The sequence below is a fragment of the Mesorhizobium sp. WSM2561 genome (assembly GCF_000513915.1).
Taxonomy (GTDB): domain Bacteria; phylum Pseudomonadota; class Alphaproteobacteria; order Rhizobiales; family Rhizobiaceae; genus Mesorhizobium; species Mesorhizobium muleiense.
Window position 1 is genome coordinate 35,951 of record NZ_AZUX01000039.1, and the last position, 24,808, is coordinate 60,758.

Annotated in this window: 24 protein-coding genes and 1 pseudogene; 18 read left to right on the forward strand and 7 right to left on the reverse strand. The window is 64.0% G+C overall.

Going from position 1 to position 24,808, the window contains the following annotated elements:
* The 5 genes from M727_RS0126030 (at window position 1) to M727_RS0126050 (ending at window position 5,187) form a co-directional block, all read left to right on the forward strand.
* Complete coding sequence (locus M727_RS0126030) at window positions 1-897, forward strand: LysR substrate-binding domain-containing protein (RefSeq protein ID WP_027155090.1); 897 nt, start codon at window positions 1-3, stop codon at window positions 895-897.
* A gap of 325 nt (window positions 898-1,222) precedes the next feature.
* Window positions 1,223-2,317, forward strand: a complete 1,095-nt coding sequence (locus M727_RS0126035) for an ABC transporter ATP-binding protein (protein ID WP_027155091.1) — start codon at window positions 1,223-1,225, stop codon at window positions 2,315-2,317.
* Window positions 2,318-2,410: 93 nt separating this feature from the next.
* On the forward strand, window positions 2,411-3,523 hold the full coding sequence (locus M727_RS0126040) for an ABC transporter substrate-binding protein (protein WP_027155092.1): 1,113 nt from the start codon (window positions 2,411-2,413) through the stop codon (window positions 3,521-3,523).
* A 24-nt stretch (window positions 3,524-3,547) separates the two neighbouring features.
* Entirely contained in the window at window positions 3,548-4,381 is an 834-nt protein-coding gene (locus M727_RS0126045; protein WP_027155093.1) for an ABC transporter permease, read from the forward strand.
* Window positions 4,381-5,187 carry an ABC transporter permease gene (locus M727_RS0126050; RefSeq protein ID WP_027155094.1) on the forward strand — a complete coding sequence of 269 codons (807 nt, stop codon included), beginning with the start codon at window positions 4,381-4,383 and terminating at the stop codon, window positions 5,185-5,187. The genes M727_RS0126045 and M727_RS0126050 overlap by 1 nt, the downstream gene beginning before the upstream one ends.
* A 300-nt stretch (window positions 5,188-5,487) precedes the next feature.
* On the opposite strand, the gene M727_RS0126055 is transcribed toward M727_RS0126050, so the two are convergent.
* From M727_RS0126055 to M727_RS0126065, 3 genes are all read right to left on the reverse strand, one after another.
* The gene (locus M727_RS0126055) at window positions 5,488-6,552 is read right to left on the reverse strand and encodes a glycosyltransferase family 2 protein (protein ID WP_027155095.1); all 1,065 of its coding nucleotides are present in this window, start codon (window positions 6,550-6,552) and stop codon (window positions 5,488-5,490) included.
* Window positions 6,553-6,928: 376 nt separating this feature from the next.
* A complete protein-coding gene (locus M727_RS0126060) occupies window positions 6,929-7,237 on the reverse strand; it encodes a HigA family addiction module antitoxin (RefSeq protein WP_027155096.1) in 309 nt (102 codons plus the stop codon).
* A gap of 129 nt (window positions 7,238-7,366) precedes the next feature.
* Window positions 7,367-8,698 carry a dicarboxylate/amino acid:cation symporter gene (locus M727_RS0126065; protein ID WP_027155097.1) on the reverse strand — a complete coding sequence of 444 codons (1,332 nt, stop codon included), beginning with the start codon at window positions 8,696-8,698 and terminating at the stop codon, window positions 7,367-7,369.
* A 225-nt stretch (window positions 8,699-8,923) separates the two neighbouring features.
* Between M727_RS0126065 and M727_RS0126070 the strand changes: the two genes are divergently transcribed.
* The 3 genes from M727_RS0126070 (at window position 8,924) to M727_RS0126080 (ending at window position 13,187) form a co-directional block, all read left to right on the forward strand.
* Window positions 8,924-10,798, forward strand: a complete 1,875-nt coding sequence (locus M727_RS0126070; protein WP_036263511.1) for an ATP-binding protein — start codon at window positions 8,924-8,926, stop codon at window positions 10,796-10,798.
* Between the two features lie 13 nt (window positions 10,799-10,811).
* Window positions 10,812-12,167 (forward strand): sigma-54 dependent transcriptional regulator, encoded by a 1,356-nt coding sequence (locus M727_RS0126075; protein WP_027155099.1) that lies wholly within the window; start codon window positions 10,812-10,814, stop codon window positions 12,165-12,167.
* Between the two features lie 294 nt (window positions 12,168-12,461).
* On the forward strand, window positions 12,462-13,187 hold the full coding sequence (locus M727_RS0126080; RefSeq protein WP_027155100.1) for a 3-keto-5-aminohexanoate cleavage protein: 726 nt from the start codon (window positions 12,462-12,464) through the stop codon (window positions 13,185-13,187).
* Window positions 13,188-13,236: 49 nt separating this feature from the next.
* On the opposite strand, the gene M727_RS0126085 is transcribed toward M727_RS0126080, so the two are convergent.
* Entirely contained in the window at window positions 13,237-14,067 is an 831-nt protein-coding gene (locus M727_RS0126085) for an NAD(P)H-dependent oxidoreductase (RefSeq protein ID WP_027155101.1), read from the reverse strand.
* A gap of 92 nt (window positions 14,068-14,159) precedes the next feature.
* Here M727_RS0126085 and M727_RS0126090 point away from each other — a divergent pair, with 92 nt between their 5' ends.
* The 7 genes from M727_RS0126090 (at window position 14,160) to M727_RS0126120 (ending at window position 20,080) form a co-directional block, all read left to right on the forward strand.
* On the forward strand, window positions 14,160-15,083 hold the full coding sequence (locus M727_RS0126090) for a LysR family transcriptional regulator (protein WP_027155102.1): 924 nt from the start codon (window positions 14,160-14,162) through the stop codon (window positions 15,081-15,083).
* Between the two features lie 169 nt (window positions 15,084-15,252).
* Window positions 15,253-15,789, forward strand: a complete 537-nt coding sequence (locus M727_RS37540; RefSeq protein ID WP_051505748.1) for an Lrp/AsnC family transcriptional regulator — start codon at window positions 15,253-15,255, stop codon at window positions 15,787-15,789.
* A complete protein-coding gene (locus M727_RS0126100) occupies window positions 15,786-16,949 on the forward strand; it encodes a saccharopine dehydrogenase C-terminal domain-containing protein (RefSeq protein ID WP_027155103.1) in 1,164 nt (387 codons plus the stop codon). The genes M727_RS37540 and M727_RS0126100 overlap by 4 nt, the downstream gene beginning before the upstream one ends.
* Window positions 16,950-17,061: 112 nt before the next feature.
* Window positions 17,062-17,850 (forward strand): ABC transporter substrate-binding protein, encoded by a 789-nt coding sequence (locus M727_RS0126105; RefSeq protein WP_027155104.1) that lies wholly within the window; start codon window positions 17,062-17,064, stop codon window positions 17,848-17,850.
* Window positions 17,851-17,979: 129 nt separating this feature from the next.
* Window positions 17,980-18,651 (forward strand): amino acid ABC transporter permease, encoded by a 672-nt coding sequence (locus M727_RS0126110; RefSeq protein ID WP_027155105.1) that lies wholly within the window; start codon window positions 17,980-17,982, stop codon window positions 18,649-18,651.
* On the forward strand, window positions 18,648-19,322 hold the full coding sequence (locus tag M727_RS0126115; protein ID WP_027155106.1) for an amino acid ABC transporter permease: 675 nt from the start codon (window positions 18,648-18,650) through the stop codon (window positions 19,320-19,322). Before M727_RS0126110 ends, M727_RS0126115 begins: the two co-directional genes overlap by 4 nt.
* A gap of 29 nt (window positions 19,323-19,351) precedes the next feature.
* Window positions 19,352-20,080, forward strand: coding sequence for an amino acid ABC transporter ATP-binding protein (locus M727_RS0126120; protein WP_027155107.1), 729 nt, complete (start codon window positions 19,352-19,354; stop codon window positions 20,078-20,080).
* A 152-nt stretch (window positions 20,081-20,232) separates the two neighbouring features.
* Here the strand turns inward: M727_RS0126120 and M727_RS40520 are convergent.
* A pseudogene (locus M727_RS40520) lies at window positions 20,233-20,666 on the reverse strand (GFA family protein).
* Between the two features lie 218 nt (window positions 20,667-20,884).
* Between M727_RS40520 and M727_RS39295 the strand changes: the two are divergent.
* A complete protein-coding gene (locus tag M727_RS39295; protein WP_051505750.1) occupies window positions 20,885-21,352 on the forward strand; it encodes an adenylate/guanylate cyclase domain-containing protein in 468 nt (155 codons plus the stop codon).
* Entirely contained in the window at window positions 21,349-22,548 is a 1,200-nt protein-coding gene (locus M727_RS39300; RefSeq protein ID WP_051505751.1) for a tetratricopeptide repeat protein, read from the forward strand. The genes M727_RS39295 and M727_RS39300 overlap by 4 nt, the downstream gene beginning before the upstream one ends.
* Window positions 22,549-23,094: 546 nt before the next feature.
* On the opposite strand, the gene M727_RS0126130 is transcribed toward M727_RS39300, so the two are convergent.
* Together M727_RS0126130 and M727_RS0126135 are read right to left on the reverse strand one after the other, a co-directional pair.
* Window positions 23,095-23,607, reverse strand: a complete 513-nt coding sequence (locus M727_RS0126130; protein WP_027155108.1) for an OmpA family protein — start codon at window positions 23,605-23,607, stop codon at window positions 23,095-23,097.
* 10 nt (window positions 23,608-23,617) lie between these two features.
* The gene (locus tag M727_RS0126135) at window positions 23,618-24,277 is read right to left on the reverse strand and encodes a L,D-transpeptidase (protein WP_027155109.1); all 660 of its coding nucleotides are present in this window, start codon (window positions 24,275-24,277) and stop codon (window positions 23,618-23,620) included.
* Between the two features lie 255 nt (window positions 24,278-24,532).
* Here M727_RS0126135 and M727_RS0126140 point away from each other — a divergent pair.
* The coding region (locus M727_RS0126140) for an aminopeptidase (RefSeq protein ID WP_027155110.1) at window positions 24,533-24,808 on the forward strand (276 nt) is incomplete at its 3' end.

Genomic DNA, 24,808 nt, shown 5'->3' on the forward strand with positions numbered 1-24,808 from the left:
TTGAGAATTCCCTCGACTCAGGCGCTGCGCGCCCTCGACAGTTTCGCCCGCCACGGCAGCGTCTGGCGCGCCGCCGACGAACTGCATCTGACCCGCAGCGCGGTCAGTCATCAATTGCGGCTGCTCGAACGCGATCTCGGCTTCGACCTGCTCGAGCGCATCGGCAAGGGCGTGGCGCTGACGCCGCGCGGCCAGCGTTACGCCAGTGACGTGCGCAAGGCGCTGACGGTGCTCGGCGATGCGGTAACGCGCCATGCCGGCACCGGCGTCGGCGGCTCGTTCAGCGTCAGCTGCACGCCGGGCTTCGCCTCGCTGTTCCTGTGCACGCACATCGGCGAATTCCGGCAGATGTACCCCGATGTCGCGCTGCGCATCCTGACGCCGCGGCGGCTGGACGACGTCAGCAATGCCGAGGCCGACGCCTTCATCGCCTTCGGCGTCGGCAACTGGCCGAACCGGGCGGTCGAGCTGTTGTGCGAGATCTCGTTCACGCCGCTGTGCAGCCCGACGCTGCTCAACAAGATCGGCGGGTTTTCCAAGCCGGCCGACGTGCTGCGCGCCAATCTCCTGCATCTCGGCGACACCGAGGACTGGGCGCGCTGGCTGGCGCTGTCGAAGGTCGAAAATCCCGACACCGAGGGCGGCATTTTCTTTTCCGACATGAACCTGGTCTTTTCGGCTGCCATCGCCGGCCAGGGCATCGCCATGGGCGACGAGCTGACCAGCCGCCGGGCGCTGAGCGAAGGCAGGCTGGTGCGCCCCTTCGACATCGCAATCAGTTCGCCACGCTCCTATTTTCTCGTTTCCGAGCATGCCAAGGCGGCGCATCCGGTGCTGGAGACGTTCGGGAGGTGGCTGAGGTCGAAACTGTCGGAGAACAGAATCCATCCGTATTGAGCGGGACGATGGAGCGCCAATCTCCCCCCTCGTGGGGGAGATGCCCGGCAGGGCAGAGGGGGGNGCGAAGGATCGCTACCTTTTGCAGCAACTCTGAAACCACGATGGGCAGCTCCAAATAGTTGATAGGCTGGCGGGACAGCGCCCCCCTCTGTCCTGCCGGACATCTCCCCCACACGGGGGGAGATTGGCAGCTCGAGCGTCCCGCTCGCCTCTCCCGCGTCGACAATAGATGAATCAAATTTGCCGGTCAGGCGAAAACTATTCGGTTGCGGTGAGCCGCCGCCCTGCCTACGATTTCAATCAGCATTGAGGACAAGGCAGGATGCAACAACCCGGCCGTGCCGCAGAGATCAAGGCAATCGGGATCGGCAAGAGCTTCGGCTCGTTCCGTGCACTGGACGATCTGACGCTCGATATCGGCCGCGGTGAGTTCCTGACCCTGCTCGGGCCGTCGGGTTCGGGCAAGACCACCTTCCTGATGATCCTTGCCGGTTTCGTGCAGCCGACCGACGGCCGCCTTTACAGCGACGGCGTCGATATCACCGAGCGGCCGGCCGAGCAGCGCGCTGCCGGCATGGTGTTCCAAGGCTATGCCCTGTTCCCGCATATGAGCGTCGAGGCCAACATCGCCTTCCCGCTCAAGGTGCGCAAGAAGTCGGCGGCCGAGATCAAGCGTCGCGTCAGTGAGATGGTCGAGCGCGTTGGGCTGAAGGGCCACGAGAAGAAACTGCCGTCGCAATTGTCCGGCGGCCAGCAGCAGCGCGTGGCGCTGGCGCGTGCCTTGGTGTTCGAGCCGGGTGTGCTTTTGCTCGACGAGCCGTTCTCGGCGCTCGACAAGGGCCTGCGCGGCCAGATGCAGGCCGAGATGAAGCGGCTGCACCAGGAAACCGGCACCACCTTCGTCTTCGTCACCCATGATCAGAGCGAGGCGCTGGCGCTATCGTCGCGCGTCGCCATCTTCAACCACGGCAAGCTACTGCAGGTCGGGGCGCCTGACGAGGTCTACGACCGGCCGGCCAACCGCTTCGTCGCCGAGTTCCTCGGCGAGATCAACATGCTGCCGCTGAAGGGCGTGCGCAACGCCGACAACGGCGCCACCGGCCTGTGCGAAGACCGCACCATCACCCTGCGCGGCAATGCAAGCGCCGTCGGCAGCAACGCCATCCTGGCGATCCGGCCCGAATACATGTCGATCGCCCCCGAAGCGACAGCCGGCGAGAACGGCATCGCCGCGACTGCGGTCGCCTCGACCTATCTCGGCGCTGCGACGCGGCTCGATCTCACCACGCGCCAAGGTGCCAAGGTGACGGTCTCGGTACCGAACGAGGTCGCCGCTTCGGCACTCAGCAAGGGCAATTCCGTATGGCTGACATGGCCGGCGGAAAAAGGGTTCCTCCTTCCGGACGGAGGACAATGACGATCGGCGTGGCGAAGCTGAAATTCGCCAGGCTGGCTTTCGGGAAATATCAACGACAAAAAAAGGGGAACTGACATGACAAACAATTCAGAGATGAGCGAAACCAGGAAACACGCCATCGAGACGCTGTCCGCAAGGGCGGTGCGCGGCGAGATCTCGCGCCGACAGTTCACGCAGCTGGCTGCGCTCGTGCTGGCCGGCACGCCGATGCTGCTGCGCTCGACCGGCGCCTTCGCGCAAGCCAAGGAACTGGTGCTGGTCAACTGGGGCGGCGACGCCATCACCGCCTATGACGCGGCCTATGGCCAGGCCTTCACCAAGGAGACCGGCATCACCGTCAAGATGGACGGCTCCGGTCCGACCGAGGGTGCGATCGCCGCACAATTCAAGAGCGGCGCCCCGACCTGGGACCTGGTCGACGTCGACCCGTTCTCGGCGATCACGCTCGGCGCGCAGGGCATGCTCGAGCCGATCGACTATTCGATCGTCGACAAGAACAAGATGCGGCCTGGCTTCGGCTGGGAGCACGCCGCCTCGACCTATTTCTTCTCCTATGTCATCGCCTACGATTCCGAGAAATTCGGCAGCCAGGCACCGACCGGCATGGCCGACTTCTTCGACGTGACGAAATTCCCCGGCAAGCGCTCGCTCTACAAATGGGGCGTGTCGAGCTGGGAAGCGGCACTGCTGGCCGACGGCATCGCGCCGGCCTCGCTCTACCCGCTCGACCTCAAGCGCGCGCACGACAAGATCGCCGCCTTCAAGGAAAACGTCGTGGCCTACTGGGGCGGCGGCGCCGAAAGCCAGAGCGTGCTGCTCGACGGCGAGGCTTCGATGGCCATCGTCTGGTCGACGCGAGCCTCGCTGATCGAGCAGGATTCCGGCGGCAAGATCAAGTTCATCTGGGACCAGGGCCTGATCTCGCCCGGCGCGCTCGCCGTGCTCAAGGGCAATCCCGGCGGCAAGGACGCGGCGATGAAGTTCATTGCCAGCGCCCAGGATCCGGAGAAGCAACTGATCATGTTCGACAAGCTCGGCCAGGGCCCGGCCAATCCGGCCACCGACGCGCTGATCCCCGCCGACAAGAAGCGCATCAACCCGGTCGACCCGGAAAACATGAAGAAGCAGATCCCGCTCGACATGGAGTGGTACGCCAAGAACTACGGGGCCGCACTCGACGAATACACGAAGATCATCTCCGCCTGATAGACCGGGATAACCGGAGCCGAGATGAAAGCATATCTCTCCGACAGGATGGGCGCGGCGCTGTTGATGGCGCCGCTGCTGCTGTTCCTTGGCGCCTCCTACGCCTGGCCATTCTTCGGCGTCGTCAATTGGAGCTTCACCCTGCCCGAGCCGGGGCTCGGGCAATATGGCACGCTGCTTAGCGACCCACTGGTGCAGTCGGTGTTTGTCCGCACGCTGCGCATCGCCGCGATCGTCACGATTGTTTCGGTTGCCGCCGCCTACGCCATCACCGTGGTGTGGGTGCGCGGCACGCCGGCGCAGCGGGTGATCGCCGAGTTCTGCATCCTGGTGCCGTTCTGGATCTCGGTGCTGACGCGCGCCTTCGGCTGGGTGGCGCTGCTTTCCAATCGCGGCCTGTTCAACACCTGGCTGCAGGCGATCGGCTTCATCTCGGAACCGCTGACGCTGGTGCGCAACGAATTCGGCGTTATCGTCGGCATGACGCATTTCCTCATTCCCTTCGCCGTATTTCCGCTGGCGTCTTCGATGCGCAGCCTCGACGACCGCGTGCTGCTGGCGGCGCGCGGGCTCGGCTCCAGCCGCATGCGCACCTTCTGGTCGGTGTTCGTGCCGATGACCCGCTCCGGCATCATCGGCTCGGCGCTCATCGTCTTCGTGTTTTCGCTCGGCTTCTTCGTGACGCCGGCGATCCTTGGCGGCGGCCGCAGCGTGATGGTCGCCGAGCTGATCTATCTGCGCATCTTCCAGAGCCCGGATTGGGGGCTGGGGGCGGCGATCAGCGTCGTGCTGGTGCTGTTCGTCGGCGCGCTGATGGCGCTGCTGTTCCGCTATGTCAGACCGAAGCAGCTGATCTGATGCCGACCTACCGCCCCGGCCCCGTCTCGCTGATCCTCGCCGCACTGGTGGCGCTGTTCCTGCTGTTGCCGCTGATCGCCGTCATCCCGGTGTCGCTGACGCCGACCCGCATGCTGGCGATGCCGTCCGGCGAATTGTCGCTGCGTCATTACCGGGCGCTGATCGAAGATCCGCGCTGGATCAATTCGATCCTGCTCTCGATCAGGATCGGCGTCGTCAGCAGCGCCTTTTCCACCGTGCTGGCATTGTGCTTCAGCCTCGGCGTGTGGATGTTCCAGCCGCGCTTCACGGCCGCGCTGGTCGGCTTCGTGCTGCTGCCGATGGTGGTGCCGCCGGTGGTCTCGGCGATCACACTCTACTTCCTGCTGACCTCGATCTCCGGGGTCTCTTCGTTCTTCGGCTACGACACCTGGCTCGGTGTCGCCATGGCGCATGCGGTGATGACGGTGCCCTTCGCAACGGTGCTGATCCTGGTGTCGCTCAGCCAGCTCGACCGGCGCATCGACCTTGCCGCGCGCGGTCTCGGCGCCACCGTGTGGGAACGCGCCACCCGCATCATCATGCCCAACATCAAATTCGGCATCGTCACTGCCGCCCTGCTGTCCTTCGTGCTGTCCTGGGAAGAGATCGGCGTCACCCTGTTCATCACCTCGGTCAACGCCATCACGCTGCCCAGGCTGATGTGGATGGGCCTGCGCGACAACATCGACCCGGCGATCGCCGCCCTCTCGGTGATCCTGATCATCATCACGGTGCTGGTGCTGGCGGCGCGCAGTGCCGTGGTCAGGCTGCGCGCGGGGCAGTAGGGCGACCGAAGCTTGGAAAAAACCGATCAAGTCAAAGGGTGGCAATCCTTCGCGCCCCCCTCTGTCCTGCCGGACAGAACTTGGGTTCCTCGCCCCGCGCGAAGCGGGGGGAGAGAGGTGGCCGCGAAGCGGTCGGAGAGGGGTCTTTCTTTGCAGGCGCAGTCCCCTCTCCGTCGCGGCTTTGCCGCGCCTCCCCACTTTCGTGGGGCGAGGAACCCAAGTCCTTGGCCAGCAGGTCAGAGGGGGGCGCTGTCCCGCCAACTGTCGAGCGATATGCGCTCCGCTTCGGGCGACGGTCTTCTACCCCATTGCGTGGCGAATGGTCTTGGACAGACGGCTCAGGAATGCCGGTCTAGACGATGCGTCGAGCTTCCACGACACCACCGCCGTCGCCAGTTTCCGCGGCAGCACCCCGACCGACAGGAACCAGGCGGCAAGGACGGCGCGCCGGCGCAGCGACGCGGTCATTTCGAGGCTGGCGACGGCGCCCGCCGCCCCAAGCGCCAGCCGGGAATCATTGGCCACGGGGTGCCGGCGCCTGTCCGCGCACAGCGACGCCAGCCGCTCTTCCAGGTGGACCGGATCGTGGCGGACAGCCTCCGACGGGACGATGGTCAGGCCGATCCCGGAGGCTTGGTCCGACAGCGCCTGCATGCGGCGGAAGTCGTGGGTTACCCGCCAGCGTGCCCGCTCGGCGAGCTTTTCACCGAACACCGAATGGTTGGCGCCGTGGATCCGGTAGGCGCCGACGCATTCGTCGATGGACTGGACGTGTCCGTACATGGGCGCCAGCGTTACAAGGTAGCCATCGGCGCCCTGGCGGAACTCCGCCTCCGGTATAGGCATGATCGATTCGAGGGTTGTGCGATCAAAGGCCAGCCCGCTGGTCACAGTCGTCTGATAGCGGCCCTTGTGCAGGAGTTTCGGCATGACGTCACCGCTGTCGAAGGGCAGTTCGGGCGGCGGAAAGACGTCCTTGATGCGTTGTCGTTCGTCGACGATATGCAGCCTTGACTGCACCTGGGCGGTTGCCGCATCCCAGGTGTCGACGATCCTGGAAATGGCGGTCGGATAAAGAAAATCGTCGGCGTCGAGGAACAGGACGATCTTGCCCGAGCTTGCCGCGAACCCGGTGTTGAACGCCGCCGCATGCCCGCCATTTCGCGCGCGCGGGCAGGCGCGGATCCTGTCCCCATATGATCCCATGATTGTCGTGGAATTGTCCTGCGAGGCATCATCGACGACGATGACTTCGACATCCGCGTAGTCCTGCTCGAGGGCGCTATCGATGCTGCGTTTGAGGAAACGCGCGTAATTGTAGTTCGGAATGATGATGGATACCGGAATCCTCGGGACAGACTGCATCGCATTTGACCTCGCATCTTGCTTTGGTTTCAGCAAACCCGCGCGCGGGCCTGGTTCCTCCTCAAGCGCGTCCCACGAATTCCTGGGAGAAGGCTCGTGCCTTTCGTCAGGACGGGTCACGTCTCTTGCTTTGCGACTTCATGCTGAGGCCGCCATTGCCTTCAAGAGCTGCCGCCGAGATCATGGTCGACGGCAGCAAGGGCTCCGACGGTTCGGCTCGGATGACACGACAACCGAGCCTGACGGAAAGGCTTGAGTCGCGATCAGGTCGGGACCGAAGCGGACAGGCACCTTGAAGGCATGGCGGATACTGGCCTTCAAATGCGGCTGGAGCAAGCCCCACGCCAAGACCAAAGGCTCACAAGCCTGTTACGTCTCAGGCGGCATGCAGCGTTGGAATGGCGCTGACATCCACTTCGCGCTCCGCGTGCCAGGCATCATAAGCGGCCTGCATCCGGAGCCAGATCGCGGCGCCGTCGCCGAACATCTTTCCAAGGCGGGCGGCGACAGCCGGCGACACCGGCTTCTTCTCGCGGATGATGTCGTAAAGCTGCTGGCGCGAGATTCCGAGCAGATTGGCGATTTCCACCTTGGTCTTTCCGGTTGCCGGGATAATGTCGTCGAGCAGCGCTCCAGGGTGGGAGGGGCAGCGCTTCATCGGACGCGTCGGCTCATACACGCTCATATCCGATTTCTCCAATCTATCGCGCGGCAACCGGCAGGATACGACCTGCGACGATCGGCTTACAAGGCCGATGGTCTTTCCCGGAGCCGGCGAACCGGCTCCGGGCCGTATGGTGGTAGGCCTGAACAGTCACGCAGCCTGCAGCCCCGGCAGCGACAGATCGGCTTCCTCAGGCAAGTCGCCGGCCATCGCGGCAGCGAACCTGGTCTGGTCGAGTTCCCCTTCCCAGCGCGCCACGACCACGGTCGCCACCGCATTGCCGATGAAGTTGGTCAGCGCCCGGCATTCCGACATGAAGCGGTCGACGCCGAGGATCAGCGCCATGCCGGCGACCGGCACTGCAGGCACGACCGAGAGCGTCGCGGCCAGCGTGATGAAGCCGGCGCCGGTAATGCCGGCGGCGCCCTTGGAACTCAGCATGGCGACGGCGAGCAGCAGGATCTGGTCGCCGAGGGTGAGCGGCGTGTCGGTCGCCTGGGCGATGAACAGCGCGGCCAGCGTCATGTAGATATTGGTGCCGTCGAGGTTGAAGGAATAGCCGGTTGGAACGACCAGCCCGACCACCGAGCGGTTGCAGCCGGCGCGCTCCATCTTGGCCATCAGGCCCGGCAGTGCCGCTTCCGAGGACGAGGTGCCAAGCACCAGCAGCAACTCTTCCTTGACGTAGCGGATCAGCGCCAGGATCGAGAAGCCGTTGTAGCGGGCGACCGCGCCCAGCACCACCAGCACGAACAGCAGCGAGGTCAGGTAGAAGGTGCCGATCAGCATGGCGAGGTTGGCGATCGAGCCGATGCCGTATTTGCCGATGGTGAAGGCCATGGCGCCGAAAGCGCCGATCGGCGCGGCCTTCATCAGGATGGCGACGAGGCGGAAGATCGGCGTGGTCAGTGCCTGCAGGAAATCGACGACAGGGCGGCCGCGATCGCCGACCGCGGCAAGAGCCAGCCCGAACAGCACCGAAAAGAACAGCACCTGCAGGATGTCGCCCTTTGCGAAAGCGCCGGTGATCGTGTCGGGGATGATGTTCATCAGGAAACCGACGATGCTGGTGTCGTGCGCTTTTTCGGTGTAGGTCGCCACCTTTGTGGCATCGAGCGTGGCCGGATCGATATGCATGCCGGCGCCCGGCTGGACGACGTTCGAGACGACGAGGCCGACGACAAGCGCCAGCGTCGAGAATGCCAGGAAGTAGATCATCGCCTTGCCGGCGACGCGGCCCACCTTCTGCAGGTCGGAAACGCCGGCGATGCCGGTCGCCACCGTCAGGAAGATCACCGGTGCGATCACCATCTTCACCAGCTTGATGAAGGCGTCGCCGAACGGCTTCATCGCTTCGCCGGTTTCGGGATAGAAGTGGCCGAGCAGCACGCCGGCGGCGATCGCCGCCAGCACCTGCACATAGAGATGCCGGTAGAACGGAAGTTTGCCGCGCGGCGCGGCGGCAGCGAATGCTGTCTGCATGACGTCCTCCATTGTGCTCCGATCGAAAGCTCGACCTCCCGGAGCGTTTGCATTTGACCCCCAGCAGCCTCGTGACCGCTGAAGTCGTGTTTGCAACTGCCGTGCCAAGTGCGCGGAAAAGAGCCTCTCCCTTTGATTTTATTGGTATTCCAGAACTGGCAGTTCGTCTCGCACACACACAAAGTGCGGATGTTCGCATGGCCGAATTGTGCTTTGTGCGAAATCATGCACAAATGGGCGATGCTGCAACGCCCCGCCGCTGCCTTGCCTTCGACGCCCGAGCAACTCGGCAGGCGAGCGCGCCGTGCCTGGCTGCTGTTTGCGGCCATCGCCCTTGCGACGGCCACGGCCGCACTTTACGGCGCCGGTCTCTATGGCCGTACCACGGAGCTCAGGGGACTGGCGGCGCAGGGCCGCACCGACGCCAATTTGAAGGTCGCGCTATTGCGCGCCGTTCTGGAAAGCCCGCGCGCCCTGCCCCTGCTTTTGTCGGAAGACCAGCAGGTGCGTGACGCGCTGGCGCAGAAAAGTGCTGCTGCAATCGATGTGCTGAATCGCAAGCTTGAAGGGCTGGTCTCCGGCACCAAGGCCTCAGTACTCTATGTCATCGGCACCGACGGGCTGGCGATCGCCTCCAGCAACTGGCGCGACCCGATCAGCTTTGTCGGCAACGACTACCGATTCCGCGACTATTTCTCCGCGGCGATGCAATCCGGAACCGCCGAATATTTCGCGCTCGGCAATATCAGCAAACGCCCAGGCCTCTACATCTCGCGCCGCGTCGGCGATGCTGCCGCACCGCTGGGCGTCGTCGTCGTCAAGGCGGAGTTCGATCAGCTCGAGGCCGACTGGCACGAGGTGAACCGCCCGGCCTATGTCAGCGACGAGCGCGGTATCGTCCTGATCACCAGCGTGCGGTCCTGGCGCTTCATGACGACGGCGCCGATTGCCGCGTCTGATCTTGTCGCCATCCAGAACAGCCAGCAGTTCGGCGATGCACCGCTGATGCCGTTGCCGATCACGCGCCCGCAGGCGCTCAGCCCGGACACATCCATCGTCCACGCGGTGACGCCCGGTGGCAGCGACGCGGAATACCTCAGACTTTCAGCCCCGGTTCCTTCGACCCCCTGGCGGCTCGACTATCTCGTCCCGGCCGAGGCGCCGATCGCCGCCGCGGCGCGTGAAATGCGGCTCCTTGCGCTCGGCGTCTTGGTCCCGTTGCTCGGCCTTGCTGCGTATCTGTTGTGGCGCCGGCAGTCGGGACAAATGCGGATTGCCGCCGAACAGGCGGCGCGCACCGAACTTGAGCGCCGCGTCGTCGAACGAACCGAGGATCTGAGCCGTGCCCGCGATCGGCTGCAGGCGGAGATATCAGACCATCGCAGCACGGAAGCCAAGCTGCAGGTGGTGCAGCAGGATCTGGTCCAGGCCAACCGCCTCGCCATCCTCGGCCAGGTCGCCGCCGGCGTCGCCCATGAGATCAACCAGCCGGTTGCCACCATACGCGCCTATGCCGACAACGCCCGCGTCTTCCTCGACAGGAAGCAGACCGCGCCCGCCGAGGAGAACCTCGGCGCCATCGCAGCACTGACCGAGCGCATCGGCACCATCACCGAAGAATTGAAGGCCTTTGCCCGCAAGGGCCGCACCGCCGCCGAGCCTGTCGAATTGCGCGGCGTCATCGAGGGCGCCGTCGTGCTGTTGAGAAGCCGCTTTGCCGGCCGGCTCGACGCACTGGCGATCGACCTGCCACCGCCGAGCCTCAAGGTCATGGGCAACCGGGTCCGGCTCGAACAGGTGCTGATCAACCTCTTCCAGAACGCGCTTGAAGCGCTGGACGGCCGCAACGACGCTCATGTGCGGGTTTCGGTCGAGGAGACCGCGGACGGCGTGACGGTCGGCGTGTCCGATAACGGACCTGGCATTCCGCCAGGGATTCTCAAATCGCTGTTCACGCCGTTCAATACATCCAAGGAAAAAGGCCTCGGTCTTGGCCTTGTCATCTCGAAGGATATCGTCGCCGACTACGGCGGACGCATCGAGGTTTCGAGCGACGGCAGCGGCACCCGCTTCGCCATCCATCTCTTGAAAGCAGCATAGTGGCCAAGGCAGCATGACGAACGACGACGCAGCGCCGGTCATCCTGGTCGATGACGACAGCGATCTCCTCAAGGCCACCGCGCAGACGCTCGAGCTTGCCGGCTTTTCGGTCTCGCCTTTTTCGGTGGCGGCCGAGGCGCTGGCCAGGCTCGACACCGGTTTTGCCGGCGTGGTGGTGTCGGATATCCGCATGCCTGAGATTGACGGCTTGCAGCTTTTCAACCGCATCCTGCGGCTGGACCCGGACATTCCGGTCATCCTCGTCACCGGGCATGGCGACATCGTGGTTGCCGTCAAGGCGATCAAGGACGGCGCCTACGACTTCATCACAAAACCCTTCGCCGCCGACCGGCTGGTGCAGAGCGTGCGCCGCGCCGCGGAAAAGCGCCGTCTGGTGATGGAGAACCGCGCCTTGCGCGAGGCGGCCGGAGAGGCGCAGGACGGCCTGCCGCTGATCGGCCAGACGCCGGCGATGGAAAGGCTGCGCCGCACGCTGCGCCAGATCGCCGACACCGATGTCGACGTGCTGGTGACCGGCGAGACCGGTTCCGGCAAGGAAGTGGTGGCCAGCCTTTTGCATCGCTGGAGTCGCCGCGCCAAGGGCAATTTCGTCGCGCTGAACTGTGGCACGCTGCCCGAAACGGTCATCGAGAGCGAATTGTTCGGCCACGAGGCCGGCGCCTTCACCGGCGCGCAGAAGAAGCGGATCGGCCGTATCGAGCATGCCAGCGGCGGCACGCTGTTCCTCGACGAGATCGAAAGCATGCCGGTCTCGACACAGGTGCAGATGCTGCGCGTGCTGGAAATGCGCGAGGTCACCCCGCTCGGCACCAACGAAATGCGGCCGGTCGACCTGCGCGTCGTTGCGGCCGCCAAGGTCGATCTCGGCGATCCGCGCCAGCGCGGCGCTTTCCGCGAGGATCTCTATTACCGGCTCAACGTGGTGACGATCTCCATTCCGCCGCTGCGCGAGCGCCGCGACGACGTCGCACTGCTGTTCTTCTACTTCGCCGAGCGCGCCGCCGCCCGCTTCCGGCGTCCGCTGCCGGCGGTGCCGGCCGCGGTGCACCGCCATCTCAGGGAGCATGACTGGCCTGGCAATGTACGCGAGCTCGCGCATTTCGCCGAACGCTTCGTGCTTGGACTGGAGGAAGACGCAGGAGTGGCATCCCCTGCCCCAGCCCAGCCGGATGCCGCCATGAAACTGCCGGAACGGCTGGAGCGCTACGAGGCCGACATCATCCGCGAGACGCTTAACCGCAACGAGGGCGACGTCAGGCGCACGATCGAAGCGCTGGGGATTCCGCGCAAGACCTTTTATGACAAGCTGCAGCGCCACGGCATCGTGCGCAGCGAGTTTTCGAGGTAGAGGGGCCAATGTCGGCGCTGCCCCTCATTGCCCTGCCGGGCATTTCTCCCCGTAGAACCGGGAGAAAGAAGCCTTCGCCGAAGATTTCGCCAAAAACCAACGTTGCAGAAAGAGCGCCCGAGGTTGCAGCCAGCCCCTTCTCCCCGTTCTACGGGGAGAAGGTCCCGGCAGGGGGATGAGGGGCAGCGCCAACGTCTGCAAACGTCCCTCCCGCAGCAACTCTCCTGACGCGAACCCGATTCCGGTTTTCGCCATCCTGCGCTACACTTGGTCCACTTCAACCGGACCACTCTCATGATTGTCCAGACCTGCATCAATGGCGCGCGCAGCGCCGATTTCCATCCGCAGCTGCCGCTTGACGCGGACGCCATGGCGCGTGACGGCGCCGCCTGCGTGGCCGCCGGGGCGGCCGAGCTGCATGTCCATGCGCGCGGACCCGACGGCCGCGAAAGCCTTGCCCCGGCGACGATGGACCGGACCGTGTTGGCGCTGCGCCGCGCCTGCCCGGGAACGCTGATTGGCGTGTCGACCGGCGCGTGGATCGAGAACGACGACGAGCGCACACTTGACGCGATCGCCGGCTGGAGCGAATTGCCCGACTACGCCTCGGTCAATCTGAGCGAGAAGGCCGCGCCCGAGATCATGCAGGGACTGCGGCAGCGCGACATCGGCATCGAGGCCGGGCTCGCCTCCGTCGCTGACGCCGAACGCCTGGTCCGCCTCGACCACGGCAGCCAGGTTCTGCGCATCCTGATCGAGATTTCCGAGCAGGAGTTGGACGAGGCGCTGGAAGCCTGCGACGGCATGGCCGCGGTGCTCGACCACGCCGGGCTGCGTCGCGCCATCCTGCTGCACGGCGCCGACGCCACGGTCTGGCCGTTCGTGCACCGGGCGGCGGAGCGGCGCTGGTCGACGCGTGTCGGGCTGGAGGACGGCAAGGCGCTTCCGGACGGCACTACTGCATCAGGCAATGCCGCGCTGACGGCTGCTGCGGTTGCGATCTTCCGGGCCGGTCGTTGATTCATCCCGTAGGCTTCAGGCGCCTTGCCGATCTTCTCGGGATGCTGCGTCAGGCCACGTCCCGCAAAGTCGAACGCGGCGTAGCCGATTTCGCGGTTGCGGGATCCTCGTGAAGCGCGAACCCTGCTGCGCCCGGGTCGCCCAGTTCAGAGCGGAGCTGCATGCTTGGGATGTGATAGTCGCCGCCATTCTGCTGCCGATAGGGAATGGGTCGGGTTGTCTCGAGCGTCCGCATCCTTTCGCGCAGCCGCTCCGCGACAGGCTCGAAATCGGCCTCGCCAAAACGATCCACTCTGTAGACGACGAAAGGCGGAAGCACGTCGTAGCCCGGATAGTAAAGGATCCCGTGATTGATCGGGAACAGCAGGTCGTCGATCGGGCCATTGACGCCGCGGGCGGAATAATGCTCCTCCCAGCCGCCGGCGGTCACGATCAGCATCGCGCGCCTGCCGGCGAGCGTTCCCTCGCCAAAGCGGTCACCCCACCGCTTGTCGCTGTGCTCGCCGACACCATAGGCGAAGCCGTAGGCGTACACCCGATCGACCCAGCCCTTGAGGATTGCCGGCATGGCGTACCACCACAGCGGGAACTGGAGGATCAGCGTGTCGGCCCACAGCAGCTTGTCGATCTCTGCTTTAACATCTTCGGTTAGCCTGTTGGTTGCAAAAGCCTTTTTGGATGCCACAGCCGGCAGGAAGCGTGCTTCGGGCGGCCACGACGGAAAGTCGGCACGGTCCACCTCGGCTTTCCAGCCATCGGCATAGAGGTCCGATATCAGCACTTCATGGCCCTGGGCCTCGAGTTCCCTGATGGCGACGTCACGCAATGCGCCGTTGAGCGAACGCGGTTCAGGATGAGCAAAAACAAGCAGGACTTTCATGGGGCCACTCCGAAGAAGGATGATGGCACTGAAGGTAGCTAGGCCAGAGATGATCCGCTACATCTGAGCAATGCATAAGATTATGCCGAATAATGGATAGGTCTGACGTCACACTCGAGCGCATGCGCACCTTCGTTCGCGTCGCCGAGCGCGGCAGCCTGTCGGCGGTGGCGCGCGAGCTCGGGGTTGGGCAGTCGACAGTCACGCGGCATTTGCGCGAGCTCGAAGACGCCGTCGGGGTGCCCTTGCTCAGCAGGACCACCCGGCGTGTCACGATGACCGATGAAGGCAGCCGTTACTATGCCGACAGCGTCCAGATCCTGCGCCTCGTCGAGCAGGCCGGCGACGAGGCACGGGGCACGCGCGGGGCTTCGGCCGGCACGATCCGGATATCCTGCACGGCGGCGCTCGGGGTCTTGCACGTCAGCCGGCTGATCTTCGCCTTTCAGGACCGCTTCCCCGACATCGGTGTCGATCTCAGCCTCACCGACGAGCGCATCGACCTTGTGCGGGAGGGCGTCGACATCGCGCTTCGCCTCGGTCCGCTCACCGACAGCTCGATGAAACTGCGGGCGCTCGGCCAGTCCCGGCGACTGCTGGTGGCGGCGCCCGCCTATCTGGCGGCGCGGGGCAGACCGGCCGTCCCACAGGATCTGCCTGGCCATGAAGGCATCCGGATGTCGAACATCGCGGGAAGCGACACGCTCGCCCTGCAGGGGCCGGGCGGCGACCGCCATGCCGTGCCCTTTGGCGGCCGATTTCGGGTCGACCATGGGCTTGCCGCACGCGAAGCCCTCGTCGCCGGGCGCGGTATCGCACCTGCCCATCACTGGCTTGTCGACGACCTCCTCGCCGCCGGCCGGCTGGAAGTCATCCTGCCGGACTACGCCCCGCCTCCCATACCGCTGAGCATGCTGATCGTCCCGGAGCGCGCAGGCATTGCCAGGGTCCGGCTGCTGGTCGATTTTCTCGCCGAGCGGATCGGCGGCATTCCGGGGATCGAGAAACCGCGTTAGTCGGCATGCCCTCGGTCGGCTCCGGCTGGCAAAATTCTCCCGTCTTCCGGGATGCGGCCTTGTTGACAGCGGCCGAACGCTCTTGCGATTTAAAAAGATATACCCTAAGCTGTTTTCATATCAGAAAGAAAACTCGATAAATTCTTTCCATTTATGAAAGCCTGAGTGCTTGCGGGAACATCTCGATCAGACTGACCGGCGACTGGTCAAGCTGCTGTCGCAGGATGCGCAGCTTGGCGTCAATCGGCTCGCAGAGAAGATGGCCGTCTCGGTGCCTACGGTGCGCATGCGGCTGCGCAACCTGCTTGACCGCAACCTGCTCAAGATCGTCGGGCTGCTCAACCTGACCGAGCGCCCAGAATTGATCTCGGCGATCGTCGGCATCAATGCGCAGGGGCGCGGCCGCGCCCGGGAACTGGCGCAGCGCATCGCCGAACTGCCTTTCGTGAACTCAGCCTCGGTGGTCACCGGACGCTTCGACATCATCGTTGACGTGACGGTGGCCGGCGATGTCGCCGATCTCTATCGCGTCACCAGCGAGCTGATCCCCGGCGCCGGCGAGCCGGGCGAAGTCGTGCGCAGCGAGACGTTCGTCGTCATGGCCTCCTGCAACAAATGGGTCAGCCTGCCGGAAGGCTGCTGGTCGGACGAGACCAAGCGCGACGAAACTGGGCGCGACGAAACTGGGCGAAAGGAAATACCATGAAGGTCGCGGTTCTCGGCGGCCTCGGCCTGCAAGGCCGGGCGGCGATCGCCGATCTTGTCGCCAGCGCCGGTGTCGAAGAAGTCGTCTGCGTCGATACCGCCCGGGATGGCGCAGCCCGGCTTGGCGGCCTGACCGACCTTGCCCGCGTGCGTTTCGTCGTGCCCGAAGGCGCGATCGCCCCTGTGTTGGCGAACGTGCTGGCGGGTGTCGACGCCGCCATCGACCTGTTGCCGCAGCCGCTGATGCGCGAGGCGGTGCTGGCCGCGATCGCGACGCGAACGCCGCTGGTCACCACCAATTACGGCAAGACGATCGCCGACCTTGCCCCGGCAGCGGAAGCGGCCGGCGTTTCGATCATGACCGAATGCGGGCTCGACCCCGGCATCGACCTTGTGCTCTACGCGCGCGCCGCCCGTCAGCTCGACGCCATCACCGCGATCGATTCCTATTGCGGCGGTATCCCCGAGCCGAAGGCGATGGCCAAGCCGCTATGCTACAAGGTGAGCTGGAATTTCGACATGGTTCTGATGAGCCAGAACCGCGACAGCGTGGTGGTCGAGGACGGCAAGCGGGTCGATGTGCCGGCGAGCCGCCAGCACGACAATCCGTTCATCCATCAGATCGAGATCGCTGGGCTCGGCAGGCTGGAAGCCTTCCCCAATGGCGATGCGCCGCATTATGCGGGCATGCTTGCTGCCGCCAAGGGGCTGCAGCGCTCCGGCCGCTATTCGTTGCGCTGGCCGGGTTGGTCGGCGTTCTGGGCGCCGCTGAAGGAGCTTGGCTTCCTTTCCGAAGACAAGGTGCCCGGCGTTGGCGCCAGCCCACGTGAATTTCTCGGCCGGCTGCTCGCCCCGCAACTGCAATACGGCGCCGACGAGAAGGACCTGTGCGTGATGCGCAATGTCTTTACCGGCACCCAAGATGGCCGCCGCAAGACGGTGATGTCGGACCTGGTCATCGAACGCGACCTCGCCTCCGGGCTGTTCGGCATGAGCCTCGGCGTCGGCTATCCCGCCAGCATCGTGGCGCAGATGCTGGCGCGGGGCGAAATTACCGAGCCCGGCCTGCTCAACCCGCTGTTGCATGTGCCCGACGGCCGCTTTCTCGATGAACTGGCCAGACGCGGTATACGCGTATCCGAAACGATCGACTGGGACTGAAGGATTTTCGAACGGTGGCCGCCGCCGGCAACGGCGCTGCCGCTCAAAAAGCACCCCCAAAGGGGTGAACAACAAAGTGAAAATAACAAACGACAACAAGGAGGAATGCCCAATGACTATTGCCAAGCTTTTCATCGCAGGCCTTGCGCTCGCCGGCCTCACTGCCGCGGCCAGTGCCGGAACGCTCGACGAGATCACCAAGCGCGGCGAGTTGCGCGTTGCCGTGCAGACGCAGGGACCGCCCTTCTCGCTGGTCGGCGCTGCCGGCGAGCGCACCGGCAGTTCGGTCGAGCTTGCCGAACTGATGGCCAAGGAAATGGGCGTCAAGATCACCTTTTTGGATTTCGATTGGGACGGCCTGATCCCGGCGCTGCTGTCGGGCAAGGCCGATCTTCTGGTCGCCGACATGACGCCGACGCTGGCACGGGCGATGAAGGTCGCCTTCACCAAGCCTTACATGTACACCGGCAGCACCGTCTTCACCAAGGCGGACGGCAAGTTCAAATCCACCGAGGATTGCAAGGCCAAGGGTACCAAGATCGCCGTGCTGCTCGGCGCCACCGGCGAGAAGGAGGCCAAGAAGGCCTTCCCCGACGCCGACATCAAGAGCTACAAGGGCGGCGGCCCACTGCTGCTCGACGCCGTCAACAACGGCCAGGCCGATTGCGGCGTCAACGACGTCTCGGCGGTCAAGGGCCAGTCGACCGCCTATCCTGCCGGCAGCTTCACCATCATGCCGGAGATGCTATCGAAGGAGCCGCTGGCCTTCGCCACGCGCTATGACGAGCAGGACCTGCTGACCTGGATGAACCTGTTCCTCGATCAGGTCAGCCTCGACGGCCGCCTGCAGAAGAACCTCGACTACTGGGTTAATTCCGACGACTGGAAGAAGGATCACTGAGCATAGTGAATAGTGAATAGTGAGTAGTGGGTAGTAAATCGCTACTCACTACTCGCTATTCGCTAATCCCTATTCACCATTCACTACTCCCTATTTCACTATTCACCATTCACCATTCACCGCCCAGCGATGCTCGAAAATTTCAGCTTCCGCACCATTGTCGAATATCTGCCCCTGTTCGGGCAGGGCCTCGTCACGACCGTGTGGCTGTCTGTCCTCGCCTTTGCCGGGGCGCTCGCCGTCGGCATCGCGCTCGCCGCCATGAACCTGCAGCGCGGCCGGCTGTTCCGCATGCCGGCCAAGGCCTATATCGACGCGGTGCGCGCCACGCCCTTGCTGGCGCAGCTTTATTTCCTCTATTTCGGCCTGCCGCGGCTCGGCATCATCCTGCCTGAGCTCGTCGTCGGCATCCTTGCTTTGTCGCTGAACAGCGGCGCCTATGTCGCAGAGATCATCCGCGCCGGCATTCTGTCGATCCCGCGCGGCCAGGTCGAGGCCGGCGTCGCCTCGGGGATGACCTATGTCCAGCGCATGCGCTTCGTTATCCTGCCCCAGGCATTCAAGGTGACGATCCCGCCGCTGCTCGGCCAGGCGATCGTGCTGGTCAAGGATTCCGCTCTGCTGTCGCTGATCGCGGTCGCGGAATTGACGCGCGCCGGACAATTGCTCGCCTCCGACCGCTTCATGCCGGCGGAAGGTTTTATCACCATCGCCGCCTTCTACCTGCTGCTCTATTACGGGCTGAAGGGACTGGCGGCGCTGTCCGGGCGCTGGCTCGGCCTGGCGGGGGCACGGACATGATCTGGCAGCAGCTGCAAAGCCTCGCCGGCAGCTATCCCCTCGCCCTGCGCGGCCTCGGCATGACCGTGATGCTGTCGCTGGTCAGCCTGGTGCTGGGCACGCTGATCGGCTTTGGCCTCGGCATCCTGCGGACCGGCGGCAACCGGCTGATCAGCGGTGTAATCGGCGCCTGGGTCGACCTGATCCGCGGCACGCCGTTCCTGGTGCAGATCTTCCTGATCTTCTTCATCCTGCCGGAACTCGGCATCGAGCTCGATGCCTTCACTGCCGGCATCATCGCGCTGACCAATCTGGCCGCCTGCTTCATCTGCGAGATCGTCGTCGCCGGCATCCGCTCGGTGCCGACCGGCCAGGTCGAGGCGGCGCTGGCGTCCGGCCTGTCGCGTTGGCAGCGCATGCGCCAGGTGGTGCTGCCGCAGGCGATGCGCATCGTGCTGCCGCCGCTGGTCGGGCAATATGTGCTGCTGATCAAGGATTCCTCCGTCGTTTCGGCTATCGGGCTCACCGACCTCACCCGCGTCGGCTGGCTGGTGGTGCAACGCGTGCCGAACGGCCTGCTGGTCTTCTTCCTCGTCGGCGTCGGCTATTTCATCGTCTGTTATCCGCTGATCCTGCTGGCGCGCCGGCTTGAGCAGCGCATGGGTGCGGCCCATGGCGAGGTGCAGTTGTGACGTTGAACCTCAGCAAAAATGGTACCGGTATGATCGAGTTTCGCGGCGTCAACAAATGGTTCGGCGCGCTCAATGTGCTCAAGGAGATCACGCTCAGCGTCGAGCCGCGCGAAGTGGTCGTCGTCTGCGGGCCGAGCGGTTCGGGCAAGAGCACGCTGATCCGCTGCATTAACGGTCTGGAGACGATCCGCGACGGCGACCTGGTGGTCGACGGCCAGCGCCTCGGCGACCCCGCCACCGACATGACGCGGCTGCGCACCGAGATCGGCTTCGTCTTCCAGTCCTTCAACCTCTATCCGCACAAGACCGCGCTCGAGAACGTCACGCTGGCGCCGATCCATGTCCGCAAGATCCCGCGCGCTGAGGCCGAGAAGGCCGGGCGCGAGCTTCTCGCCAAGGTCGGCCTTGCCGACAAGGTCAACGCCTATCCAGCGCAACTCTCAGGCGGCCAGCAGCAGCGCGTGGCGATCGCCCGCTGCCTCGGCATGCGCCCCAAGATCATGCTGTTCGACGAGCCGACTTCGGCGCTCGATCCAGAGATGATCTCGGAGGTGCTCGACGTCATGGTCGCGGTGGCCGAGGAAGGCATGACCATGATGGTGGTGACCCACGAAATGGGCTTTGCCCGCAAGGTGGCCCAGCGCGTGGTGTTCATGGACGCCGGCGCCATCGTCGAAAGCGGCACGCCCGACGAATTCTTCTCGCACCCCAAGACCGACCGCAGCCGCGCCTTCCTGAGCAAGATTCTGCGGCATTAGAGTCAAAACTCACCCAGCTGGCTGTCGCCAATGGCCGAGACGGGTGGAATGCTGCCCATTCGTCTCGTCGATGGGAACGAGCAATTAGCGCCATGACCCGACATTTGTGCTGGATGCAGCGAAGGTCGCGATCCGGTCCTCGCGGAGGTCCTTCAATCCGGAAGCATATCGCCCGATCCGCCGAGTTCCTCAGGCAGGTCTTTCAGCTTGGCAAGGCCATCCTTCATTGGGAGAACCGTCTCCTGGTTTGGACGTGAACTGCCGGTTCGAACTTGAGCGACGGAATGAGCGGGGCGTACAGGTCGACACGGTTCCAGGCCGGCAGTTCGGAGAAAAGGTGCCCACCGCAGGCCGTGCACCAGCGGCGCAGATTCCTTCCGCTACGACTGTAGGTCGCGATGTTTTCGGCTCCCTTCAATATGGTCAAGGCGGACGGGGGCCAAAGAGTGAAGCCGTTGACAGGTGCCCCCGACCAATGGCGACAGGAATTGCAGTGACAATAGCCCATCGCGACCGGTTGCCCAGTGACGCTGAATTCGACTGAACCGCAAAAGCATTTTCCCGAATGCGTTTCAGCGCTGCTCATGACAGGCTCCCGCACGAACGAGGGGTGCTAAGTTCCCAGACGATGTTGCCAACGATCGACGGCGGAGGCAATAGATATCGAGGAGTTCGGCCCGAAACCATGGTCTTGCCGTACCGGGAGGTAGCCGTGCCGCAACGCGTTATCAGACGGCTGGCAGCGATCGTCGCACTTGACGTCGTCGCTACAGCCGACTTACCGGCCTCGACGAGGAAGGAACGTTGGCCCGTCTAAAGATATTGCGGGACGCCATCATCGAGCCGGCGATCGCAGATGCACATGGGCGCATCGTCAAGACAATGGGTGACGGGCTTCTGATCGAATTCCCGAGTTCTGTGGATGCCGTTCGTTGTGCCATCGCGATCCAAAGCGGGATGGCGACCCGCAGTTCTGATACCGAGGCGGACCGGCGCGTGGAGTTGCGCATCGGAATTCACGCCGGCGACGTCGTGGTCGATGACACCGACCTCCTTGGGGAGGGCGTCAACATTGCCGCACGGCTCGAGGGTGTAGCTCCCGCAGGCGGGGTCTCGATCTCTGAGGACGTCTGGCGCCAGGTCGACGGCAAGGTACCCACCACCTTCTCTGACATGGGCGAGGTCGTTCTGAAGAACATCTCGCGACCCGTCCGCGTCTATCGCGCCAACCTTGCAAGGAAAGCACGGACCAGCCCCCGTCGCATGCGATGACTCGGGAAGATCTGCCGACGATCGCCGTGATGCCGTTCTCAAACCTGAGCGGCGATCCGGAACAGGAGTTCTTTGCAGATGGCCTCGCCGAGGACATCATCACCACCCTGTCCAAGCTCTCGGGCCTGCGGGTGATCGCCCGCAATTCCAGCTTCATCTATAATGGCCGGGTCGCTGACGTCCGCAACGTAGCCAAGCAACTGGGCGTGCGCCATGTCCTTGAGGGCAGCGTCCGGCGGAGCGGCTCCCGCATTCGCATCTCGGTGCAGCTTATCGACGGGCGGTCCGGCTCTCCCATCTGGGCTGAGCGCTACGACCGCACCATCGCTGACATCTTCGCTGTCCAGGACGAGATCACCCTCGTCCTTGCGACGGAACTGCAGGTCAGTTTGACGGAGGGTGAACAGGCACGGCTTCAGTACACGACAACGAGCAATGTGGAGGCCTGGACCCAATGGGTTCAGGGCCTTTCTTATTACCGGCAGGCGGTGACGAAGGAGAACTGCGGTCGGGCGCTTCCCCATTGGGAAAAGGCGCTGGCCCTCGACCCTGGCTCGGCGGCGCTCAACGGAATGCTTGGCCTGCTCCATTATGTGGATGCCCGCTTCGGTTGGTGGGATGCCCGCGAGACGGCTCTGCGCAAGGCGCGATCCTACGCCGACAAGGCTCTCGAACTCGATTCTGAGAGTGCCGTTGCCTTCACGACGTCGAGCCTTGTGCTCCTGCTGGAGGGACGCTTTGATGAGGCCGCCGCCCATGCCAGAAAGGCCGTCGAACTGGCTCCGGGATCTGCCGACGCGGCGAGCTTCGCGAGCTTCGTATGCGCCTCCGCAGGCCTCCCCGAGAAGGCCATCGTATACAGTGAGAGGGCGACGAAGCTCAGTCCCAAGTATCCTGAATATTACCTCGGACATCTCGGCCACGCCTATCGCCTCGCAGGTCATTTTGAGAATGCGATCGCTGCGTTCAAGGCTTACGAGGCGCGCAATCCCGGGTTCAGCCTCGTCGATCTCGTGATCGCATATTGCCAGAGCGGACGTCCTGATTTAGCCGAGCAAACGGCCAAGCGTCTTCTATCCCGACATTCTGACTTCACCATACGAAGATGGGCTTCGACCCAAATCCGACGCGATCCCACGCAACTTGAGGTCGAGGAGGCCGCCCTTCGTTCCAGTGGCCTGCCGCCCGGGGACTAGACAGCTCATGAGGCGACTTCGGCCCGAACGTGAGCGCATCGCGCAGTCCGTCCCACGGCACGACGGGCCGCAGCGGTCGCAATCGGTTCGCGCCGAACGGCGACGCGGCGGAGGGCACGCCCTTAAAACGCGGTCACGCCATTGCTGAGGCGACCTCGCAGCTTTCCGTGACAGGTGTGGACAATCGAGTATATCGGCAAGTCTTCGCTTCGTCGCGCTGGGGGCTCTTACTGACCTGATGGTGACTGGCCGCCTCAGGCGCTTTGCGCTCGATCAACCGCGGCGCATCTAGGCAAGATCAGAACGCTCGATCCCCAATTCGACCTCGATTCATTTATCGCCACCCTGCATTATGCCCAGGAGTCTGATGTGCAGGACGTCCGCGAAGGACTGCTGAAAGCCGGTATTGCCCACCTGTAGCCAGCCCGTAACTCCGAACCAGATCCATCGGGGACAGGCAAAAAAGTCCGGCCCCCCACCCGATGCGGACCTTGTGGCATGACCGAACGACGGACGGCTTAGGGTCACAAGCAGAACAGCAGCCCCCTACGGCTCGTCCCTCTCATCGCGCAAATTAGACACAACGCGACGGTTTTGCGATCTGCAGGCGGTGTCGGGGCAGTCGCGGACGAGCCTGTCCTTGCCGTAGCCCTTGGCCCACATGCGGTTGCGGTCTATGCCGCCGGCGGCGAGGTAGTCCATCACCGCATCGGCGCGCTGCTGCGACAGCGCCGTTTCACTTGCGCCGGGATCGTCGGCGAAACCCTGCAGCTTGAGCAGCCAGCGCGGATGCTTTGCTAACCAGGCGATCTGGGTGTCGAGGGTGGCCTTGGCGACAGAATCGAGCGCGGCCGAACCTTGCGTGAAATAGGTGCGGCGGCCGACATTGAGGATAAAATCCTCCTCGCTGCCCGGCTGCACGTTCTGGAAGCCGGCAACCTCGGTGTTGGTGATGTCGGGCGTGGAAGGGGCCAGCGTGTTGCTGGTCGAGCAGGATGCGGCCAGCACCAGCAGGCCGGCGGCGAGCAGCCGGCGCGTGTTTTCAATCATGCGGTTCATGAGGCGCCAGTCATTCGACAGGGGTGGAAGCGGGCGCCTGGTCGGCGATGTGCGGCAGGACCTGCACCGCGGTGCCGATCGGGCAGCGCTGGTAGAGGTCGATGATGTCTTCCGGGAACATGCGGATGCAGCCGCTGGAAGCGTCGGTGCCGATGCTCCATGGCTCTAGCGTGCCATGCAGGCGGTAGCCGGTGTCGGCCCCGTTGCGGTGCAGATAGAGCGCGCGCGGCCCGAGCGGATTGTTGGACGCGCCGCCTGCGACCATGTGCGGTAGGTCCGGCTTGCGCTTACGCATTTCGGGGGGCGGGACCCATTGCGGCCACAGCGCGCGGCGGTCGATCGTCGCGCGGCCGTACCATTTGAAGCCGTCCTTGCCGACGCCGACGCCGTAGCGGATGGCGGTCTTGTTTTCCATGATGACGTAGAGGAAGTGGTGGCGGGTATCGACCACGACGGTGCCGACCGGCTCGCTGCTGAAATACTTGACGATCTGGCGATGCCATCTCTTGTCGATCTTGGCGAAGTTGGTCTTGCGATAGACAAAATTGTTGTCGCTGGCGGTACCGGCGAAAAAGGATTTTGCCGCCGCGGCTTGAGCAATATTGCTGGTTGCACCCACCGCGACCAGCGCCAGGCCGCCGAGCACGACACCCCTGCGTGATAAAACCATCGGCAATATTCCCCCCCATGCCAAAAGCTTGGCGGACCATAGTTGAGAATTACTTCGCCTCAAAGTGGAAAATGCTGCGTTGCTTCAGTCCGCCGTGTCCGGACATTCGGCAATTTGGCGGCGAGTGACCGAATTGTGACAATCTTGCCGAGGACGAACGTCTAACCTAAACCCCATCCAGGACCTTAACCAAATTGGCGCGACTGTTTGGGACCGGGCGTAGTTGCGACATTGCCCTATCCGGACGGGTGAGCAATGCCGTGGGCCACCGTGATGCGTGCTTTTTTTCGTTCGGTTGCTGCGATGATTGTGGTGTCCGGCGTGGCAGGTTGCACCAGCATTTCCTACTACGCACAATCCTTGAAGGGTCACGTGGAGATCATGGCGGCGCGCCAGGATGTCGGAGAGCTGATCGACGATCCTTCGACACCTGGGACATTGCGCGCTCGAATGGCATCGGCGAGCGCCATCCGACAGTTTGCGATAGATGAACTAGCGCTGCCGGACAACAATAGCTACCGCAGCTATGTT

What these genes read in the sequence shown, in the direction of transcription:
- M727_RS0126035 (WP_027155091.1), top strand. Translation starts at nt 1,223, where the DNA reads ATGCAACAACCCGGCCGTGCCGCAGAGATCAAGGCAATCGGGATCGGC.
- M727_RS0126040 (WP_027155092.1), top strand. Translation starts at nt 2,411, where the DNA reads ATGAGCGAAACCAGGAAACACGCCATCGAGACGCTGTCCGCAAGGGCG.
- M727_RS0126045 (WP_027155093.1), top strand. Translation starts at nt 3,548, where the DNA reads ATGAAAGCATATCTCTCCGACAGGATGGGCGCGGCGCTGTTGATGGCG.
- M727_RS0126050 (WP_027155094.1), top strand. Translation starts at nt 4,381, where the DNA reads ATGCCGACCTACCGCCCCGGCCCCGTCTCGCTGATCCTCGCCGCACTG.
- M727_RS0126055 (WP_027155095.1), bottom strand. Translation starts at nt 6,552, where the DNA reads ATGCAGTCTGTCCCGAGGATTCCGGTATCCATCATCATTCCGAACTAC.
- M727_RS0126060 (WP_027155096.1), bottom strand. Translation starts at nt 7,237, where the DNA reads ATGAGCGTGTATGAGCCGACGCGTCCGATGAAGCGCTGCCCCTCCCAC.
- M727_RS0126065 (WP_027155097.1), bottom strand. Translation starts at nt 8,698, where the DNA reads ATGCAGACAGCATTCGCTGCCGCCGCGCCGCGCGGCAAACTTCCGTTC.
- M727_RS0126070 (WP_036263511.1), top strand. Translation starts at nt 8,924, where the DNA reads ATGCACAAATGGGCGATGCTGCAACGCCCCGCCGCTGCCTTGCCTTCG.
- M727_RS0126075 (WP_027155099.1), top strand. Translation starts at nt 10,812, where the DNA reads ATGACGAACGACGACGCAGCGCCGGTCATCCTGGTCGATGACGACAGC.
- M727_RS0126080 (WP_027155100.1), top strand. Translation starts at nt 12,462, where the DNA reads ATGATTGTCCAGACCTGCATCAATGGCGCGCGCAGCGCCGATTTCCAT.
- M727_RS0126085 (WP_027155101.1), bottom strand. Translation starts at nt 14,067, where the DNA reads ATGAAAGTCCTGCTTGTTTTTGCTCATCCTGAACCGCGTTCGCTCAAC.
- M727_RS0126090 (WP_027155102.1), top strand. Translation starts at nt 14,160, where the DNA reads ATGGATAGGTCTGACGTCACACTCGAGCGCATGCGCACCTTCGTTCGC.
- M727_RS0126100 (WP_027155103.1), top strand. Translation starts at nt 15,786, where the DNA reads ATGAAGGTCGCGGTTCTCGGCGGCCTCGGCCTGCAAGGCCGGGCGGCG.
- M727_RS0126105 (WP_027155104.1), top strand. Translation starts at nt 17,062, where the DNA reads ATGACTATTGCCAAGCTTTTCATCGCAGGCCTTGCGCTCGCCGGCCTC.
- M727_RS0126110 (WP_027155105.1), top strand. Translation starts at nt 17,980, where the DNA reads ATGCTCGAAAATTTCAGCTTCCGCACCATTGTCGAATATCTGCCCCTG.
- M727_RS0126115 (WP_027155106.1), top strand. Translation starts at nt 18,648, where the DNA reads ATGATCTGGCAGCAGCTGCAAAGCCTCGCCGGCAGCTATCCCCTCGCC.
- M727_RS0126120 (WP_027155107.1), top strand. Translation starts at nt 19,352, where the DNA reads ATGATCGAGTTTCGCGGCGTCAACAAATGGTTCGGCGCGCTCAATGTG.
- M727_RS39300 (WP_051505751.1), top strand. Translation starts at nt 21,349, where the DNA reads ATGACTCGGGAAGATCTGCCGACGATCGCCGTGATGCCGTTCTCAAAC.
- M727_RS0126130 (WP_027155108.1), bottom strand. Translation starts at nt 23,607, where the DNA reads ATGAACCGCATGATTGAAAACACGCGCCGGCTGCTCGCCGCCGGCCTG.
- M727_RS0126135 (WP_027155109.1), bottom strand. Translation starts at nt 24,277, where the DNA reads ATGGTTTTATCACGCAGGGGTGTCGTGCTCGGCGGCCTGGCGCTGGTC.